At 62.2% G+C, this 15,589-nt stretch carries 18 protein-coding genes; 10 read left to right on the forward strand and 8 right to left on the reverse strand.

The genetic code is table 11. From position 1 onward, the window contains the following. Nucleotides 1-31: 31 nt before the first annotated feature. From KBW81_RS01860 to cobU, 3 genes are read right to left on the reverse strand one after another with little or no spacing between them, the layout of a single operon-like run. Nucleotides 32-913 carry a glutathione S-transferase gene (locus KBW81_RS01860; RefSeq protein WP_254248113.1) on the reverse strand — a complete coding sequence of 294 codons (882 nt, stop codon included), beginning with the start codon at nt 911-913 and terminating at the stop codon, nt 32-34. 13 nt (nt 914-926) lie between these two features. Then, nucleotides 927-1,505, reverse strand: a complete 579-nt coding sequence (locus KBW81_RS01865; RefSeq protein ID WP_254248114.1) for a histidine phosphatase family protein — start codon at nt 1,503-1,505, stop codon at nt 927-929. Beyond that, nucleotides 1,502-2,029 carry a bifunctional adenosylcobinamide kinase/adenosylcobinamide-phosphate guanylyltransferase gene (gene cobU / locus KBW81_RS01870; protein WP_254248115.1) on the reverse strand — a complete coding sequence of 176 codons (528 nt, stop codon included), beginning with the start codon at nt 2,027-2,029 and terminating at the stop codon, nt 1,502-1,504. The genes KBW81_RS01865 and cobU overlap by 4 nt, the downstream gene beginning before the upstream one ends. Nucleotides 2,030-2,121: 92 nt before the next feature. On the opposite strand from cobU, the gene KBW81_RS01875 reads away from it, so the two are divergent. The 8 genes from KBW81_RS01875 (at nt 2,122) to KBW81_RS01910 (ending at nt 10,417) form a co-directional block, all read left to right on the forward strand. Next, nucleotides 2,122-3,000 (forward strand): RNA polymerase factor sigma-32, encoded by an 879-nt coding sequence (locus KBW81_RS01875; RefSeq protein ID WP_090190473.1) that lies wholly within the window; start codon nt 2,122-2,124, stop codon nt 2,998-3,000. Then, nucleotides 2,984-3,796 carry a ChaN family lipoprotein gene (locus KBW81_RS01880; protein WP_254248116.1) on the forward strand — a complete coding sequence of 271 codons (813 nt, stop codon included), beginning with the start codon at nt 2,984-2,986 and terminating at the stop codon, nt 3,794-3,796. Before KBW81_RS01875 ends, KBW81_RS01880 begins: the two co-directional genes overlap by 17 nt. Nucleotides 3,797-3,856: 60 nt before the next feature. Continuing rightward, a complete protein-coding gene (gene coaBC / locus KBW81_RS01885) occupies nt 3,857-5,053 on the forward strand; it encodes a bifunctional phosphopantothenoylcysteine decarboxylase/phosphopantothenate--cysteine ligase CoaBC (RefSeq protein ID WP_254248117.1) in 1,197 nt (398 codons plus the stop codon). 65 nt (nt 5,054-5,118) lie between these two features. Beyond that, nucleotides 5,119-5,607, forward strand: coding sequence for a dUTP diphosphatase (gene dut, locus KBW81_RS01890; protein ID WP_254248118.1), 489 nt, complete (start codon nt 5,119-5,121; stop codon nt 5,605-5,607). After that, nucleotides 5,604-6,677, forward strand: coding sequence for a HesA/MoeB/ThiF family protein (locus KBW81_RS01895; RefSeq protein WP_254248119.1), 1,074 nt, complete (start codon nt 5,604-5,606; stop codon nt 6,675-6,677). Before dut ends, KBW81_RS01895 begins: the two co-directional genes overlap by 4 nt. Nucleotides 6,678-6,707: 30 nt before the next feature. Next, nucleotides 6,708-7,487 carry a transporter substrate-binding domain-containing protein gene (locus KBW81_RS01900; protein WP_254248120.1) on the forward strand — a complete coding sequence of 260 codons (780 nt, stop codon included), beginning with the start codon at nt 6,708-6,710 and terminating at the stop codon, nt 7,485-7,487. A gap of 6 nt (nt 7,488-7,493) precedes the next feature. Next, nucleotides 7,494-8,261, forward strand: a complete 768-nt coding sequence (locus KBW81_RS01905; protein ID WP_254248121.1) for an amino acid ABC transporter permease — start codon at nt 7,494-7,496, stop codon at nt 8,259-8,261. A 134-nt stretch (nt 8,262-8,395) separates the two neighbouring features. After that, entirely contained in the window at nt 8,396-10,417 is a 2,022-nt protein-coding gene (locus KBW81_RS01910) for a M3 family metallopeptidase (protein WP_254248122.1), read from the forward strand. A gap of 32 nt (nt 10,418-10,449) precedes the next feature. Here KBW81_RS01910 and KBW81_RS01915 read toward each other — a convergent pair whose 3' ends face one another. After that, on the reverse strand, nt 10,450-11,361 hold the full coding sequence (locus KBW81_RS01915; RefSeq protein ID WP_090190485.1) for a cation diffusion facilitator family transporter: 912 nt from the start codon (nt 11,359-11,361) through the stop codon (nt 10,450-10,452). A gap of 38 nt (nt 11,362-11,399) precedes the next feature. Then, nucleotides 11,400-11,921: an SH3 domain-containing protein gene (locus KBW81_RS01920; RefSeq protein WP_254248123.1), complete on the reverse strand. Its 522-nt coding sequence runs from the start codon at nt 11,919-11,921 to the stop codon at nt 11,400-11,402. 108 nt (nt 11,922-12,029) lie between these two features. On the opposite strand from KBW81_RS01920, the gene KBW81_RS01925 reads away from it, so the two are divergent. Both KBW81_RS01925 and KBW81_RS01930 read left to right on the forward strand, forming a co-directional pair. Beyond that, complete coding sequence (locus KBW81_RS01925; protein ID WP_090190489.1) at nt 12,030-13,016, forward strand: 2-hydroxyacid dehydrogenase; 987 nt, start codon at nt 12,030-12,032, stop codon at nt 13,014-13,016. 66 nt (nt 13,017-13,082) lie between these two features. After that, a complete protein-coding gene (locus KBW81_RS01930) occupies nt 13,083-13,406 on the forward strand; it encodes a hypothetical protein (protein ID WP_090190490.1) in 324 nt (107 codons plus the stop codon). A gap of 93 nt (nt 13,407-13,499) precedes the next feature. Here KBW81_RS01930 and KBW81_RS01935 read toward each other — a convergent pair whose 3' ends face one another. The 3 genes from KBW81_RS01935 to panC all read right to left on the reverse strand — a co-directional run bounded on the left by KBW81_RS01935 (nt 13,500) and on the right by panC (nt 15,493). After that, complete coding sequence (locus KBW81_RS01935) at nt 13,500-13,646, reverse strand: hypothetical protein (RefSeq protein WP_254248124.1); 147 nt, start codon at nt 13,644-13,646, stop codon at nt 13,500-13,502. Nucleotides 13,647-13,841: 195 nt separating this feature from the next. Beyond that, entirely contained in the window at nt 13,842-14,654 is an 813-nt protein-coding gene (gene panB, locus KBW81_RS01940) for a 3-methyl-2-oxobutanoate hydroxymethyltransferase (RefSeq protein WP_090190492.1), read from the reverse strand. Beyond that, nucleotides 14,651-15,493: a pantoate--beta-alanine ligase gene (panC, locus tag KBW81_RS01945; RefSeq protein ID WP_254248125.1), complete on the reverse strand. Its 843-nt coding sequence runs from the start codon at nt 15,491-15,493 to the stop codon at nt 14,651-14,653. The genes panB and panC overlap by 4 nt, the downstream gene beginning before the upstream one ends. Nucleotides 15,494-15,589 lie beyond the last annotated feature (96 nt).

Genomic DNA, 15,589 nt, shown 5'->3' on the forward strand with positions numbered 1-15,589 from the left:
GCGGGAGTTTATTTGGCAAGGTGAAGCTGGATCAACTCTGATACAGGGCCATGAAAGCGGGCCATGCGGCGGGATCGGCAACGGTTTTGTCCCGGCAGAAGGCATTGCAGAAGCCGAAGATCCGGCCGCCAATTTTCAGCAGGTGGGTGACAGGATCGCCGGAGTATGGGCAAGTTTCGTTTTCTGCCGTGCCATCGGTGACGGGCGCGGCGGCGAGCGGCGCGGGGCCGGGCCATGGGCGCGCAGAGCCATCGTATTCGAAAACGTCAGAGGTCTGGTTCGCGGCCAGCCCCATCGCGCGCCAGCGGCGCAGGGCCGGATCGGCCAGATGGGCGGCGACATAGGCTTTCGTTGTGGGGCGCGTGTCAAAACCGTAGTTGGCCAGTCGCACGGCCATGGGGGCGAAAATCGCATCAGCAATGCTGTAATCGCCGCACAGCCAGGGTGTGTCTTGGCCTGTGACGCGGCGGGCGTGGGTCCAAATTTCCTCTAGCCGGTTCAGCTCCGCCGCGACCGCGGGGGAGGGTATGATTGGGGCGTAGCTGCGATGCAGGTTGACGGGCCAGTCTGATCGCAGATTGCGGAAGCTGCTGTGCATCTCGTTGGCAAGCGTGCGGGCAGTGCCGCGGGCAAGGGGGGCTGCTGGCCACAGGCCCGCGTTTGGGTAAAGGCTTGCGAGCTCTTCAGCGATGGCCATGCTGTCGGACAGGGTCGCGCCGCCCGCGGTAATCATCGTGGGCAGTGTGCGCGCTGGGGCGTAATCTGTCATCAGCGCGGCTACGCCGTCCTCTGATGCGGGGTAGAGCACAGTTGTCTTGACCTGATCCGCCAGACCGAAACGTTCGACCATCAACCACGCGGCAAGCGACCAGCTGAAGTAGAGGCGATTTCCGATGATCAGCTGATGGGTCATGGCGGCTTTGTCCTTATGGGCGGTGGTTGATTTGGCCGATATGCCAGCGGTCCGCGTGGGCGGTGATGTCGGTCACGCCAAGCGGGTCGATGCTGTGCGCCATGGCCTGATAGGCTGTCTGGCCCGTTGCGCGGGGGATTTGTGACATGATCGCGCCCATATGCGCCACGATGATCAGGTGGGCCGGGGTATGGGTGGTCATCAGCGCATGAATAGCAGTTACGACCCGGGCTGTGACGGCGTTCCAGCTTTCGCCATCGGGCGCTTTCAGATCGCCGGGGTTTTCCCAAAACTGACGTGACAACACGGGATCGCGCGCACTGACTTGCGTGTGGTGCAACCCGTCCCACGCGCCAAAGTCGATCTCTCGCAGGTCGCTGCGGTGGGGCAGGCGGGTGCGGCTGGCGGTCAGGGCGTCGGCGGTTTGCACAGCGCGTGTTAGGTCAGACGAGACGATCAATGCATCCTGTGGCAGGTAGGCGTTGAGCCGTGCCAGCGCTGCCGTATCGGACAGATCAACCGGTACATCGCGCCAACCCGTCATCACCTTTTGATGGGTGGGGCCATGACGCACAAGCCACAGCCGGGTCACGGCAAATCGCCTTTCAACGCCAGCGGCAGGCCTGCCATGACGGCAACCACAGTGTCTGCCTGCGCGGCAAGGCGGCGGTTGATCTGGCCCTGCGCGTTCCGAAACCGCCGAGAGAGCGCGTTGTCGGGGACGATGCCCATCCCGACCTCGTTCGATACGACGACCACAGGGCAGGGGCAGGCAGCAAGGGCGGCGAGCAGGTCATCGCAGGCAGCTGATATGTCGCGGTCAGCCAGCAGCACGTTTGTCAGCCAAAGCGTCACGCAGTCCAGCAGCGCGATGTCGCCAGGCCCTTGCCGCCGCAGCACCGACGCAGGGTCAAGCGGCGCGTCCGCTGTCGTCCAGCCGGGTCCGCGCTGGATAATATGCGCGGCGATTTTTGCTTCCATCTCGGCGTCAAAGGCCTGCGCGGTCGCGATGTAAGTCTTTGGTCTGCCTGTGGAAATCACCAGACCTTCTGCGTAGGCCGATTTCCCTGACGACGCGCCACCTAGTATGAATGTGAGGCTATGCAACTTCTTCATGGAACTTTCGCTGCGGCAACGGGTTTGAACTCACATAGAGACTGCCTCGCCAAAAGACACAAGCAGTTCGCGCAACCCTGGGGGATACCACAATGGCTTTTGACGGATATTCAGATCAAACCATGTCGCGGACTGCGATGAAAGCAGAGCTGCTGGATGCTGAAACCGAACTGCGGTTAGCTTATGCATGGCGGGATGAGCGGTGCGAGGAAAGCCTGCACCGCCTGATCACCGCCTACATGCGTTTGGCGATTTCGATGGCTGCGAAATTCAAGCGGTACGGGGCACCGATGAACGACCTCATTCAAGAGGCCTCTGTGGGTCTCATGAAGGCGGCCGAAAAGTTCGATCCCGACCGCGGCGTGCGGTTTTCGACCTATGCGGTCTGGTGGATCAAGGCGAGCATTCAGGACTATGTGATGCGCAACTGGTCGATGGTGCGCACCGGGTCCACGTCCTCTCAGAAATCGTTGTTTTTCAACCTGCGCCGCGTGCAGGCCCGGCTGGAACGGGAAGCCGCTGCAGAAGGGCGCAAGCTGGAAGGCCACATTATGCGCCAGATGATCGCGACCGAAGTCGGCGTGCCACTGCATGATGTCGAGATGATGGAAGGCCGCCTGTCCGGTTCCGATTTCAGCCTGAACGCGACCCAGTCGTCCGAGGATGAAGGCCGCGAGTGGATTGATGCGCTGGAAGACGACAGCTCTCAGGCGGCGGAAAACGTCGAACTGGCTCATGATAACGCGCAGCTGCGTCAGTGGCTGCTGACAGCGCTGGGCGATCTGAACGACCGCGAGCGGTTTATCGTGCGAGAGCGTAAGCTGCGTGACGACCCGCGCACGCTGGAAAGCCTTGGTGGCGAGTTGGGCCTGAGCAAAGAGCGCGTGCGCCAGCTAGAGGCCGCAGCCTTTGGCAAAATGCGCAAGAACTTGGAAAGCCAAAGCCGCGAAGTGGTTGCGTTTTTCGCATGATCTTAAAGCACCTGATCTGCTCGCTGTGCTGGTCGGGCAAGTGGCCCCTGTGGCCGCAGATGTCGGCCCGCTGCCACGGGCCGACATTTTCGTTCTGGGCGAAGTGCATGACAACGCTGCGACCCACGTGGTGCAGGCGCAGATCATCGAAAAGGTCGCGCCGCGCGCGATGGTGTTTGAAATGCTGACCCCTGCGCAGGCCAAGGCGGCGATGGGCGTGGATCGCAGCGATCCAGATGCGGTGGCGCAGGCGACGGATTGGGCAAACAGCGGCTGGCCAGATTTCGCGATCTATGCACCCATCTTTGCCGCAGCGCCGAAGGCGGCGATCATTGGCGCAGCTGTGCCGCGCGAACGCGTGATGACAGCGATGCAGGACGGCACCGCCGCGGCCTTGGGTTCAGCGGCTGCGATGTGGCTATCGCCAATCGCCCCAGCCGATCAGCAAGCACGCGAGGCAGAACAGGCAGAGGCGCATTGCGGTGCCTTACCGCCCGAGATGCTACCCGGCATGGTCGCGGCGCAGCAGCTGCGCGACGTTGCATTCGCCCGCGCCGCAGCGGGTGCGTTTGATGATATGGGCGGTCCGGTCGTGCTGATCACAGGCACCGGGCATGCGCGCAAGGACGTCGGCGTGCCGTCCTATCTGGCCGCCGCCCGCCTTGATTTATCTGTCTTTGCCTTGGGCCAGTTCGAGGGCAGCGCGCCCGGCACGGATGTTCAGGGCGCTTTCGACAGGATCATCCTGTCCGATCCGGCCAATCGTCCCGATCCCTGCGCTGCCTTCACCAACTAGCCTTGTTGTCATCGCGGGTTTGGCCCCCTACATCTGGAGCGCAACAAAGGGGGCGGGTCCATGCTGCACGACAAGCGTATTTTGCTGATCATTGGCGGCGGTATCGCGGCTTATAAATCGCTGGAACTGATCCGTCTGCTACGGACTGCGGGCGCGGCGGTGACCCCAGTCATGACGCGCGCGGCATCCGAATTTGTAACCCCGCTGAGCGTTGCGGCGCTAGCGGGGGAAAAGGCCTATACCGATCTGTTCGATCTGACGGACGAGGCAGAGATGGGTCATATCCAACTGTCTCGCGTCGCTGATCTGATTGTCGTTGCCCCGGCCACAGCCGACCTGATGGCCAAGGCCGCAACCGGGCTGGCAGGCGATCTGGCGACAACGCTTTTGCTGGCCACGGACACGCCTGTGATGATGGCTCCGGCGATGAACGTGCGGATGTGGGACCACCCCGCTACGCAGCGCAATCTGGCAGTCTTGCAGGGCGACGGCGTCAGCTTTGTCGGCCCTGACGTGGGCGATATGGCGTGCGGGGAACATGGTCCGGGGCGTCTGGCTGAACCTGCGGCGATCTTGGCTGCGATCCAGAGCCACTTTGCCAGCGGCCCGCTGAGCGGGAAGCATATCATCGTGACCTCTGGCCCCACGCACGAGCCGATTGACCCTGTGCGCTATATCGCGAACCGGTCCTCTGGTGCGCAGGGCACGGCGATTGCGCAGGCTTTGGTCGCGCTGGGCGCGCAGGTGACCTTTGTCACCGGCCCCGCAAGCGTGCCGCCGCCGACAGGCGTGACGCTGGTCAAAGTTGAGACCGCCCAGCAGATGAAAGACGCCGTGATGGCCGCGCTGCCCGCGCAGGCCGCCGTCTTTGCCGCCGCTGTGGCCGACTGGCGTGTGGCGAATGCAGGCACGCAAAAGATAAAGAAAACCGCAGGCGGTCTGCCCGCGCTAGAGTTTGCAGAAAATCCCGACATCCTTGCCGCTGTCAGCGGTTTGGACGCAGCGATGCGCCCCGCGCTCGTCGTGGGTTTTGCCGCAGAAACGCAGGATGTGACTGAACTGGCGAGTCAAAAGCGCGCGCGCAAAGGGTGCGATTGGATCGTGGCGAATGACGTTAGCGACGGCACAGGCATCATGGGCGGCACGGAAAACGCGGTTACCCTGATTACCGCTAAGGGTGCCGAGGATTGGCCGCGCATGGCCAAGGCAGCGGTGGCGCAGCGTCTTGCGCAGCGCATGGCCGAGGCGCTGGGATGAGCGTCGGGGCATCGGAGGTTAATTCGGCTGCGCCGAATGACATAGAAGGGAGTATTTTTGGCAAGATGAAACCGGAAATGCGTGTCGCGCTGGCTTATGTTGCGGGAGCTGATGAGGCATTGCCACTGCCCAGCTATCAGAGCGCGGGGGCGGCGGGTGCGGATGTTTGTGCGAATTTGGATGCGGATGATCGGGCGTTGGGCATGACGCTGGCCCCCGGTGCGCGGGCCTTGATCCCGACAGGGTTGCGCCTTGCGATTCCGCAGGGATTCGAGGTGCAGGTCCGCGCCCGTTCCGGCCTGGCAATGAAGCACGGGATTGCGCTGGTGAATGCGCCGGGCACGATCGATAGCGATTATCGTGGCCCGCTGGGGGTGCTTGTCGTGAACTTAGGACAAGAAGCGTTCACTGTGACGCACGGAATGCGGATTGCGCAGCTGGTCGTGGCCCCTGTCGTGCAGGCTGATTTTGCGCTGGGTGATCTGGACAATACGGCGCGGGGTGCCGGAGGGTTTGGATCAACTGGGTCTGGAACAGATGGGGGCGCATCATGATTATGGTCGGGTTTCTGGCTGCCGTAATTTGGGGCGTTGGGGCGGCTATGGGCGCGCCGCGCCGGGCGCGGTGGGTCATGCTGGCGCTGCTCATTGGCGCCGTGATTGCAGTGCAGCTTGCCTTGCCCACCGGTCACCCGCTGCGCGAGGCGACGGGCGGTGATGTGCGCCTGTGGCTGCTGCTTCTTGGGTTTGGCGCTGTGATCTGGGGCTATGCCGCGATTTTGCGCGCCGTCAAATCGCGCGCGCAGGCAAAGCCCGCGCCGGCCGCGGCGGCCAAGGCGGGCTTTTCGGACGATGAACTGCAACGCTATGCGCGCCACATCATGCTGCGCGAAGTCGGCGGCACCGGGCAGGCGGCCTTGGGCCGCGCAAAGGTGCTGGTGATCGGGGCAGGCGGGCTGGGATCGCCCGCGCTGCAATATCTGGCCGCGAGCGGGGTTGGGACGATCGGCATCATTGATGACGATGTGGTCGACAACAGCAACCTGCAGCGACAAGTGATTTACGGCGAGGCTGACGTGGGCCAGCCCAAGGTCCAGATCGCCGCGCAAGAGATCACGCGCCGCAATCGCCATGTCAGGGTGCGACCCTATCAGCGCCGCCTGACCGCCGAGATCGCGGCTGATTTGATCGCCGAGTATGATCTGGTGCTGGATGGCTGCGATAATTTCGATACGCGCTATCTGGTAAACCAGACCTGCACCGCACTGGGCGTGCCGCTGATCGCGGCCGCGATGACCCAGTGGGAGGGGCAGATCAGCCTTTATGATCCCGCCCATGGCACGCCGTGCTTTGCCTGCATCTTTCCAGATCGCCCTGCACCCGGCCTTGTGCCAAGCTGCGCCGAAGCGGGGGTCATCGGCCCGCTGCCCGGCGTCATGGGGTCGATGATGGCGCTAGAGGCGGTCAAGGCGATCACCGGGGCCGGGCAGGGGCTGGGGGGGCGTTTGCTGATTTACGATGCGCTTTATGCCGATACGCGGATCATGCAGGCGGCACCGCGGGCCGATTGCGCCGTCTGCCATGGCAAAGGCTTGCAGGCCGCCGCGCAAGCGGCCAAGGTCTGAGCCGGGACATCATCTGGGATCGGAACTGCCATGAAAATCTTGACCACTCTTGCAGCCGTTATGCTGGCGACCACTGCAACCGCCGAAAGCCATCTGCCCGATCTGGGCGGGCAGGTTGTGACCGTCGTGACCGAAAACGCCTATCCGCCGTTGCAGTTCATCCAGAACGGCGACGCGATCGGCTGGGAATATGACGCGATGGCAGAGATCGCACGCCGCCTGAACATCGACGTCGTCTATGAAAACAGCAGCTGGGACGCGATGATCCCCGCCGTGTCCGAAGCGCAGTATGACATCGGCATGACCGGGATCACGATCCGCGATGACCGGGCTGAAGTCGTAGATTTTTCTGACCCCTATATGACATCCGAAATGGTCATGCTGGTGCGCGGCGATGAAGACCGTTTCAGCGATGCCGCCAGCTTTGCCGCCAACGCCGACCTGCTGATGGCCGCGCAGCCCGGGACGACGCCGTTTTACGTCGGCGTCTATGACGTGTTGGACGGGGACGAGGCGAACCCGCGGATTCGGACGATGGAAACCTTTGGCGCGACAGTGCAGGCGCTGCGCACCGGCGATGTTGATCTGGTGCTGACGGACGGCACAGCCGGGCAAGGCTATGTCGATGCCTCTGATGGGGCGCTAAAGATCGTTGGAGAGAAGCTGGGGACAGAAGACTTTGGCTTTATCTTTCCCAAAGGCTCGCCCCTTGTCGGGCCAATCAATCTGGCCATTGCGGATATGAAGGCTGACGGCACGCTTGATGCGCTGAATACCCAATGGTTCCTTGATTTCAAAATGGGCGAATAAGACAACGTGACGCCCGGCGGCCGCGACTTTCCCTATTGGCTGGTTGCGGCCTGCCTGATCGGCGCTGCGATGTTCGCCGCCGTGCTGGGCGATCCTACGTCGAGGGGTGTGCTTGTTACGCTGATGCAGGGCGTCAAGACGACGGTGTTCGTCACGCTCATCAGCTACGCGATGGCCTGCGCGCTGGGGCTTTCGCTCGCGTTGATGGCGGGGTCGGGATCGATTGTGCTGCGGCAAATCTCTCGGTTCTATGTCGAGGTGATGCGCGGCATCCCGATCCTTGTCTTGCTGCTTTACGTCGCCTTTGTACTGGCACCGGCGCTGGTGGCCGGGTGGAACGCACTGGGCCTGCCAGAAGCGCGGACCCGCGATTTTCCGCTGCTTTGGCGTGCCATCATCGCCCTGTTTCTGGCCTACTCTGCCTTTCTGGCCGAAGTGTTTCGTGCGGGTTTGCAATCGGTCGATAAAGGCCAGATCGAGGCAGGCCGCGCCTTGGGCCTGTCACGCTGGCACCGTTTCCGCTTTGTGGTTTGGCCGCAGGCGTTCCGCACGATCCTGCCGCCGTTGGGCAACGATTTCGTGGCGATGGTGAAGGATTCGTCCTTGGTGTCGGTGCTGGGCGTCGCGGATATTACGCAGCTGGGCAAGGTGCTGGCGGCGGGCAATTTCCGCTATTTCGAGACCTATAACGTCGTGGCGTTGGTGTATCTGACCATGACGATCACCCTGTCTATCGTCCTGCGCCGGTTCGAGCGGGGCCAGCGCCGCGGGTGAGTATTTAGAGCAAGATGATGTACAAGGCCTGCGCTTTGGGAGCGCGCCGGAATTGAGTTTATTTTGCCAGATGAACACGGGGCGGTGGCGCCTATGCGGGTGCGGCCTTACCTTGAGCGCAAAGGAGATTTGCTATGACCAATCCGCTGTTGACCCCTTGGGATACGCCCCATGCTTTGCCGCCATTTGATGCGATCAAAGACGCCGATTTCGCGCCTGCCGTTGAGGCCGCATTGAGCGAGGCGCGCGGCAACATCGCAGCGATCGCGGACAATCCGGATGCGCCGACCTTTGACAACACCATCGCGGCGCTGGAGTTGGCGGAGGCGACATTGGGGCGGGTCTTGGGCGTATTTTATGGCGTGGCAGGGGCGGACAGCAATCCGGCACGCGAGGCGCTCCAGCGCGACTTTTCCCCACTGCTGAGCGCATTTGGGTCGGAAGTGACTGCAAATGCGGCCCTGTTTGCCCGGATCGAGGATCTTTGGACGCGGCGGGATGATTTGGATCTGAGCGACGAGCAGGCCCGCGTCTTAATGCTGAGCCGGCGCAGTTTCGTGCGGCAGGGGGCGCAGCTGACGGGAGCTGCTGCGGACCGGTTGCGGGATGTGAAGTCGCGGCTTGCGGTTCTGGGCACGCAATTTACGCAAAACTTGCTGGCGGATGAACGGGATTGGTTCATGCCTTTGGCCGAGGAAGATCTGGTTGGCTTGCCCGATTTCGTGATTGATGCGGCCCGTGCGGCGGGCGAAGCCGGTGATCATGGCGGGCCTGTGGTGACCCTGTCGCGGTCGCTGATTGTGCCATTCTTGCAGTTTTCACCGCGCCGCGATTTGCGTCAGCGGGCCTATGCCGCTTGGACGGCGCGGGGCATGAATGGCGGGGCGACGGATAACCGCGCCTTAGCGGCAGAAACGCTGGCGCTGCGGGGCGAGCGGGCAAAGCTTTTGGGGTATGACAGCTTTGCCGATTATAAGCTGGAGACAGAGATGGCGGGCACGCCGGGTGCGGTCCGCGATCTGTTGATGCAGGTTTGGGCCCCGGCAAAGGCATCCGCTGAGGCGGACGCCGAAAAGCTGACCGCCCTGCTACACGCTGACGGCATCGCAGGACCGCTAGAGCCTTGGGATTGGCGCTATTATTCCGAAAAGCGCCGTCAGGCCGAGCATGATTTGGACGAGGCGGCGCTGAAGCCCTATCTGCAGCTTGACCGCATGATCGAGGCGTCTTTTGCCTGCGCGACGCGGTTGTTTGGGCTGCAGTTCGAACCATTTGACGGGCCGGTTTACCACCCAGATGTGCGGCTGTGGAACGTGACGCGGGACGGCAAGCATATTGCTGTTTTCGTTGGCGATTACTTTGCCCGCGCGTCCAAGCGGTCAGGCGCATGGTGCATGGCGATGCGCAGCCAGCAAAAGCTGGCGGGTGATGTGCAGCCTATCGTCGTGAACGTATGCAACTTTGCCAAGCCAGCAGCGGGCAAGCCCGCGCTGCTGTCTTATGATGATGCACGGACGCTGTTTCACGAGTTTGGCCACGCCCTGCACCAGATGCTGTCGGATGTGACCTATGAAAGCATTAGCGGCACGTCCGTGGCGCGGGACTTTGTCGAGCTGCCCAGCCAGCTGTATGAGCATTGGCTGGAGGTGCCTGCGGTGCTGTCCGAATTTGCCGTTCATGCTGAAACCGGTGCACCGATGCCGCAGGACATGCTGGACCGTATGCTGAACGCGGCCACCTATGACATGGGCTTTCAGACGGTCGAATATATCGCCAGCGCCTTGGTCGATTTGGAATTTCACGCGGGCCCGCCCCCGGCTGATCCGATGCAGCGGCAAGCGGAAATCCTGGGCGATCTGGGGCTGCCGCATGCTATAGGGATGCGGCACGCGACGCCGCATTTCGCCCATGTTTTTGCGGGTGACGGCTATTCCAGTGGCTACTACAGCTACATGTGGTCCGAAGTGATGGACGCGGATGCCTTTGCTGCGTTTGAAGAGGCGGGCGATCCGTTTGATCCGGCGCTGGCGCAGCGGCTAGAGCAGACTGTGCTGTCCTCTGGCGGCTCTGTCGATGCGGCCGCGCTCTACCAGCAGTTCCGCGGGCGCATGCCGGGGGTAGAGGCGCTTTTGAAAGGGCGCGGGCTGGCGGCCTAAAACCTTTCGTCCGAAAAATCTTGGGCGCAGCGCTAAACGGATGGATCGTCGGGGTGTTTTTGCACCCCGACGGGGTCCTTGTGGATCAGGACATCGGCGCCGGGATAAGTGTGCAGGATCGCGCGGCGCAGGGCTGCGCCGATGGCGTGGGCACGGTGCAGGGACTGATCGCCGTCCAGTTCGATATGCAGGTTCACAAAGACCCGGCTGCCAGCGCGGCGGGTTTTCAGATCATGAAAGCCGTGTACGCCGTCGAAACCCTGCGCGATGGCCGCGATTCCGGCGATCATCTCTGGGTCGGCCTGCCGGTCCATCAGGGCGTCCCACGCCTCTTTGCCGATGCGCAGCGCGCCGAAGGCCAGCAACAAGGCCGCGCCCAAGGCGACAACACTATCGACCTGCGCAAGGCCCAATGCCGATGATGCCCAAAGCGCAAGGATCGCGCCGACATTGGGGATCAGGTCGCCCAAGTAGTGCAGGCTGTCTGCCTTGACGACAGGGTTGTTGGTACGGGCCGCGACCCGGCGCTGCCAGACGACAAGGCCCAGCGTCAACACGATGGAAAGAGTGACGATCGCGATGCCAGCGCCTTCGTTTTCGGGCAGGCTTGGATCACCCTGCCACAACCGCCAGACCGCCGCAGTGCCGATCACGGCAGAGGAGGCGAGGATAATTAGGGACTGGCCAAGGGCCGCCAGATCCTCGGCCGAGGTGTGGCCAAAGTTGTGATCGTCGTCGGCGGGTTTGGCGGCATAGGCGATGGCGGCCAAGGCGGCCAGCGACATCATCAGGTCCATCGCAGAATCGGCAAGCGTGGCGGCAATGGCCAGAGAGCCGGTCTGCTGAAATGCCCAAAGCTTCGCCACGACCAACGTCAGCGCGACGGCGCAGGACAAAAGGCCAGCGGACAGGTTCAGGCGTTTATCGGATACGGCGCTACTCATGCGGGCCGTCTAGCCCATGATCGCTGCGCGCGAAAGCGTCAGTCTGCGTCGACGCCCCAAAGCACGGATTTATGCGCCCAGCCCGTATAGCCGCCGGCGGTCAGTTCGCACCAGTCCGCCTCGCACTCGCCAAGACGGGCGATGACGTTCAGTTCAAGTTCGGCGCGTTCGGCTGCGGTATCGGTGGGCTTGACGCGCAGGGGCAGGCGGTCTTGGTCGACGATGACCGTGCGCACGCCCGACAGCATGGTGTAATGGACCCAGCCGCCTTGACCGTCGCGGTCGATGACCCGGCGCCAGTGGCCGTATTCGGCGACGACTTGCAATGGCATGTCGCGGCGCTGGAACACCCAGTCAATGCGGTGCGTCAGGCTGGGGCCGCGGCGCACGTTTGCCTCTTTCGCTTTGAGGCTGACGTAGCGGGGCAGGGGCAGGTTCGTTTCTGGCCCGACCTCTGGCCCAACCTCTGGCGCATCGACATTGGCTGTGGTGTCCTGCGCGTTTGCTGGCACCGCGACACAGGTCGCAAGGACAAGACACAGAATGTGCGTAATTTTCATGGGTACAGCCTCGATCCGCCTGATGGGCGCGTTGGTTCTTGTGCCCCGCGTCCCTGACTGGCAACCTGACACTACAACGACCTTTTGAAAAGTGCTGCAGGAGCCCACATGCCGAGCAAGAAGCTGAGTGTTGTCGTCACGCGACGGTTGCCGCAGGTGGTCGAGACGCGGATGACCGAATTGTTCGACGTAACGCTGCGCGAGGATGACGCGCCAATGACCCGCGAGGCGCTTGTCGCGGCGATGCAGGACGCGGATGTGCTTGTGCCGACGATTACCGACCAGATTGACGCGCGACTCTTGGCGCAGGCCGGCGATCGGTTGAAGCTAATAGCGAACTACGGGGCAGGGGTCGATAATATCGACGTCGCCACGGCGCGGCAGCGCGGGATCTTGGTATCCAACACGCCGGGTGTGCTGACCGACGACACCGCTGACATGACCCTCGCGCTGATGCTATCCGTGCTGCGCCGCATTCCCGAAGGCATGCGCGTGGCGCAATCGGACGAATGGGCGGGCTGGGCCCCGACGGCCATGCTCGGCGGGCGCGTCGCGGGCCGCCGCCTTGGCATTTTGGGGATGGGCCGGATTGGACAAGCCGTCGCGCGCCGCGCCCGCGCCTTTGGCATGCAGATCCATTATCACAACCGTAAACGCCTGCGGCCAGAGGCAGAGGAGCCGCTGGACGCGACCTATTGGGAAAGCCTTGATCAGATGGTCGCGCGGATGGATGTGATCAGCATCAACTGCCCGCATACGCCGTCTACATTCCACCTGATGAACGCCCGCCGGCTTAAGCTGATGAAGCCTGACGCCGTGATCGTGAACACCAGCCGCGGCGAGGTGATCGACGAAAATGCGCTGACTCGGATGCTGCGCGCCAATGAAATCGCAGGCGCTGGCCTTGATGTGTTCGAACGCGGAGGAGAGATCAATCCCCGCCTGAAAGCCTTGCCCAACGTGATTTTGCTGCCTCATATGGGCTCGGCCACCACCGAAGGCCGGATCGAGATGGGAGAGAAGGTTTTGATCAACATTAAAACCTTTGCCGACGGCCACCGTCCGCCTGATTTGGTCGTGCCGGGGCAAATGTAACACCGCGGGTTTGACGCGGTCGCGCTTTGCGCCACGTCTGGCCCAATGTTTAAAGGAGAAATGTCGATGATGAAATTCGTGATGCCAGCCGCCGTGCTGGCTGTGCTGGGGGCCTGTGCCACACCAGTGCCGTCCAGTTTTAACGGATCAGAATCGCAGGTCGGCAACGCCGTGCCGCTGGTTATCCCCGCCGTGCCACAGCCGATCTTGGTCGATCCACCCACGCCGGTCAGCACCACGTCGCTTGATGGCCCGGCTTCATCGCCTGTGCCGCGGCCATCGTCCACCGGCATGCCGCCGCCGCCCGTCGAAATCGGCGTTGTTGGCCCGGTCCCAGCGGACCTGCCTGCGTTCGAGCCGCTGATTATGGATGAAGACGTTTCCGGCTGACGCAAAGGCGAAAGGGCTGCACCGATCGCAGTGCAGCCTGAAAACTGTAGGTAATATGGCATGAGGCGCAGATATTCTGCGCCTTTTGCTTTTCTACTCTGACCGCTCTAGCGCGGGCGAATAGCTCATGGTTGAAAACCGCATCATATTGGTATCAGCGCGACCTGCTTCTGGCTCTGGCGAAATACAACCGCCCAAAACCATGAGTGCAGCCACCGCATAAAGCGTGGTGCGTTTCATAGTGCTCTCCTCAAATCCGCATCTGACGTGCGGTACTGGGGATATAACACTAAATTGTCGCAATTGATCCCCCCTCCTGATCAAAAGATCACGAAACGGGCTAGCCCGTGTCAAAAATACAAATACAGATCAACGATATTGGGGGGTTACGCCCGGAAGATGGCGCAGATGCGCTGTTTTCCGGGCGTTTGGGGCTTAGCGATATACTTCGTCTTCGGTGGGGAATGCGCGGGATTTGACGTCTTCGGCATAGCGTTTGACGGAATCTTCGATCATCGGGCCAAGCTGGCCGTAGACCTTGACGAACTTTGGCGTCCAGGGATTCAGGCCCAGCATATCCTCTAGCACCAGAATCTGCCCGTCGCAGTCGGCAGAGGCCCCAATGCCGATGGTCGGGATCTCGACCTCTTTTGTGATTCGGGCGGCCAGCGGCTCGACCATGCCTTCTAGGACAACGGCAAAGGCACCGGCGTCGGCCACAGCGCGGGCATCATTGCTGTGCGCGTCCCAGCTTTCCTCGTCCCGGCCTTGGGTTTTGAAACCGCCCATAACGTGGGACGATTGCGGCGTCAGGCCGGTGTGGGCCATGACGGGAATGCCGCGTTCCACCAGAAAGTGGATCGTCTCGGCCATGCGCGCGCCGCCTTCTAGCTTGACCGCACCGCAGCCGGTTTCTTTCATGATCTTGGCCGCATTGCGGAACGCCATATTGGGCGATTCCTCGTAGGTGCCAAAGGGCATGTCCACGACGATCAGCGCCTTTTTGGTGCCGCGCACAACAGCTTTGCCATGCATGATCATCAGGTCCAGCGGCACGCCAACGGTGCTTTCCATGCCGTGCATCACCATGCCAAGGCTGTCGCCCACCAGAATAAAGTCGGCGTATTTGTCCACGATCGCGGCGGTATGCGCGTGGTAAGACGTCAGGGAGACGATCGGCTCGCCGCCCTTGCGGTTGCGGATTTGCGGCACGGTTGTGCGGCGAACGGTTGGGGTTTGCGTGCTCATGGCGTGATTTCCTTTTGGTCGATAAGTAACACGGTCATGAACTGGACCGCGATCATGATGCCGATTTTCCGGGTGGGGATGCCGGTGACGGGCGCAAAGGTTTCGGCGTCGACGATATCCAGCCCCGCCAGTGTCGCCCCGCGTTTCGACGCGATGACGCCGCAAATCGTCTCGGCGATCACCTCGATGGTTGCGCCTTCTTTCACCATCGCCGCGGCGACGGTCAGCGACAGGTTTAGAACGCGCGCGTCATAGCGTTCGTCCCCGATCAGGCGCACGTTGCGTGACGACATCGCCAGCCCGTCAGATTCTCTGACTGTTGGAACGCCGTGGATGGCCACGGGGATGAACAAATCGGCGACCATGCGGCGGATGACGGCAAGCTGTTGGTAATCCTTCTCGCCAAAGTAGGCGGCATCAGGCCCCACGATATTCAGCAGCTTGGTCACCACCGTCGCCACGCCGCGAAAATGCCCCGGACGCACTGCGCCATGCAGAATATTCGCCAGATGCGTCGTCTCGACGATCGTCTCGTCGCCCGCCGGATACATCACATCAGGGGTCGGCATAAACACCGCCGCCACGCCTGCGGCCTTTAGCATCGCCAGATCAGCCGCTTCGGTGCGCGGATAGTTTTCCAAATCCTTGGCGTCGCCAAATTGGGTCGGATTGACGAAAATCGTCGCAACAACCGATGCATGATCGCGGGCCGCAGCAGCGACCAGCGCCATATGCCCCGCATGCAGCGCCCCCATCGTTGTCACTAGTCCGACAGTCCCTGCCTTGCGCAGGCCCGCCACGGCGGTTTTCACCTCGGCCACGGTTTTGCAGATCAGCATCTTCGCTCCCTGTTTCCTTTGCCTGACGTTCTAGGGCGCGGCAGCCGCCATGTCACGCGCGCACCCGTGCATCGTTGCGTCGGTAAAGGCCCGCTT

This window comes from Loktanella salsilacus (assembly GCF_024206795.1).
GTDB classification, from domain to species: Bacteria; Pseudomonadota; Alphaproteobacteria; order Rhodobacterales; family Rhodobacteraceae; genus Loktanella; species Loktanella salsilacus.

What these genes read in the sequence shown, in the direction of transcription:
- KBW81_RS01860 (WP_254248113.1), bottom strand. Translation starts at nt 913, where the DNA reads ATGACCCATCAGCTGATCATCGGAAATCGCCTCTACTTCAGCTGGTCG.
- cobU (WP_254248115.1), bottom strand. Translation starts at nt 2,029, where the DNA reads ATGAAGAAGTTGCATAGCCTCACATTCATACTAGGTGGCGCGTCGTCA.
- KBW81_RS01875 (WP_090190473.1), top strand. Translation starts at nt 2,122, where the DNA reads ATGGCTTTTGACGGATATTCAGATCAAACCATGTCGCGGACTGCGATG.
- coaBC (WP_254248117.1), top strand. Translation starts at nt 3,857, where the DNA reads ATGCTGCACGACAAGCGTATTTTGCTGATCATTGGCGGCGGTATCGCG.
- dut (WP_254248118.1), top strand. Translation starts at nt 5,119, where the DNA reads ATGAAACCGGAAATGCGTGTCGCGCTGGCTTATGTTGCGGGAGCTGAT.
- KBW81_RS01895 (WP_254248119.1), top strand. Translation starts at nt 5,604, where the DNA reads ATGATTATGGTCGGGTTTCTGGCTGCCGTAATTTGGGGCGTTGGGGCG.
- KBW81_RS01900 (WP_254248120.1), top strand. Translation starts at nt 6,708, where the DNA reads ATGAAAATCTTGACCACTCTTGCAGCCGTTATGCTGGCGACCACTGCA.
- KBW81_RS01910 (WP_254248122.1), top strand. Translation starts at nt 8,396, where the DNA reads ATGACCAATCCGCTGTTGACCCCTTGGGATACGCCCCATGCTTTGCCG.
- KBW81_RS01915 (WP_090190485.1), bottom strand. Translation starts at nt 11,361, where the DNA reads ATGAGTAGCGCCGTATCCGATAAACGCCTGAACCTGTCCGCTGGCCTT.
- KBW81_RS01920 (WP_254248123.1), bottom strand. Translation starts at nt 11,921, where the DNA reads ATGAAAATTACGCACATTCTGTGTCTTGTCCTTGCGACCTGTGTCGCG.
- KBW81_RS01925 (WP_090190489.1), top strand. Translation starts at nt 12,030, where the DNA reads ATGCCGAGCAAGAAGCTGAGTGTTGTCGTCACGCGACGGTTGCCGCAG.
- KBW81_RS01930 (WP_090190490.1), top strand. Translation starts at nt 13,083, where the DNA reads ATGATGAAATTCGTGATGCCAGCCGCCGTGCTGGCTGTGCTGGGGGCC.
- KBW81_RS01935 (WP_254248124.1), bottom strand. Translation starts at nt 13,646, where the DNA reads ATGAAACGCACCACGCTTTATGCGGTGGCTGCACTCATGGTTTTGGGC.
- panB (WP_090190492.1), bottom strand. Translation starts at nt 14,654, where the DNA reads ATGAGCACGCAAACCCCAACCGTTCGCCGCACAACCGTGCCGCAAATC.
- panC (WP_254248125.1), bottom strand. Translation starts at nt 15,493, where the DNA reads ATGCTGATCTGCAAAACCGTGGCCGAGGTGAAAACCGCCGTGGCGGGC.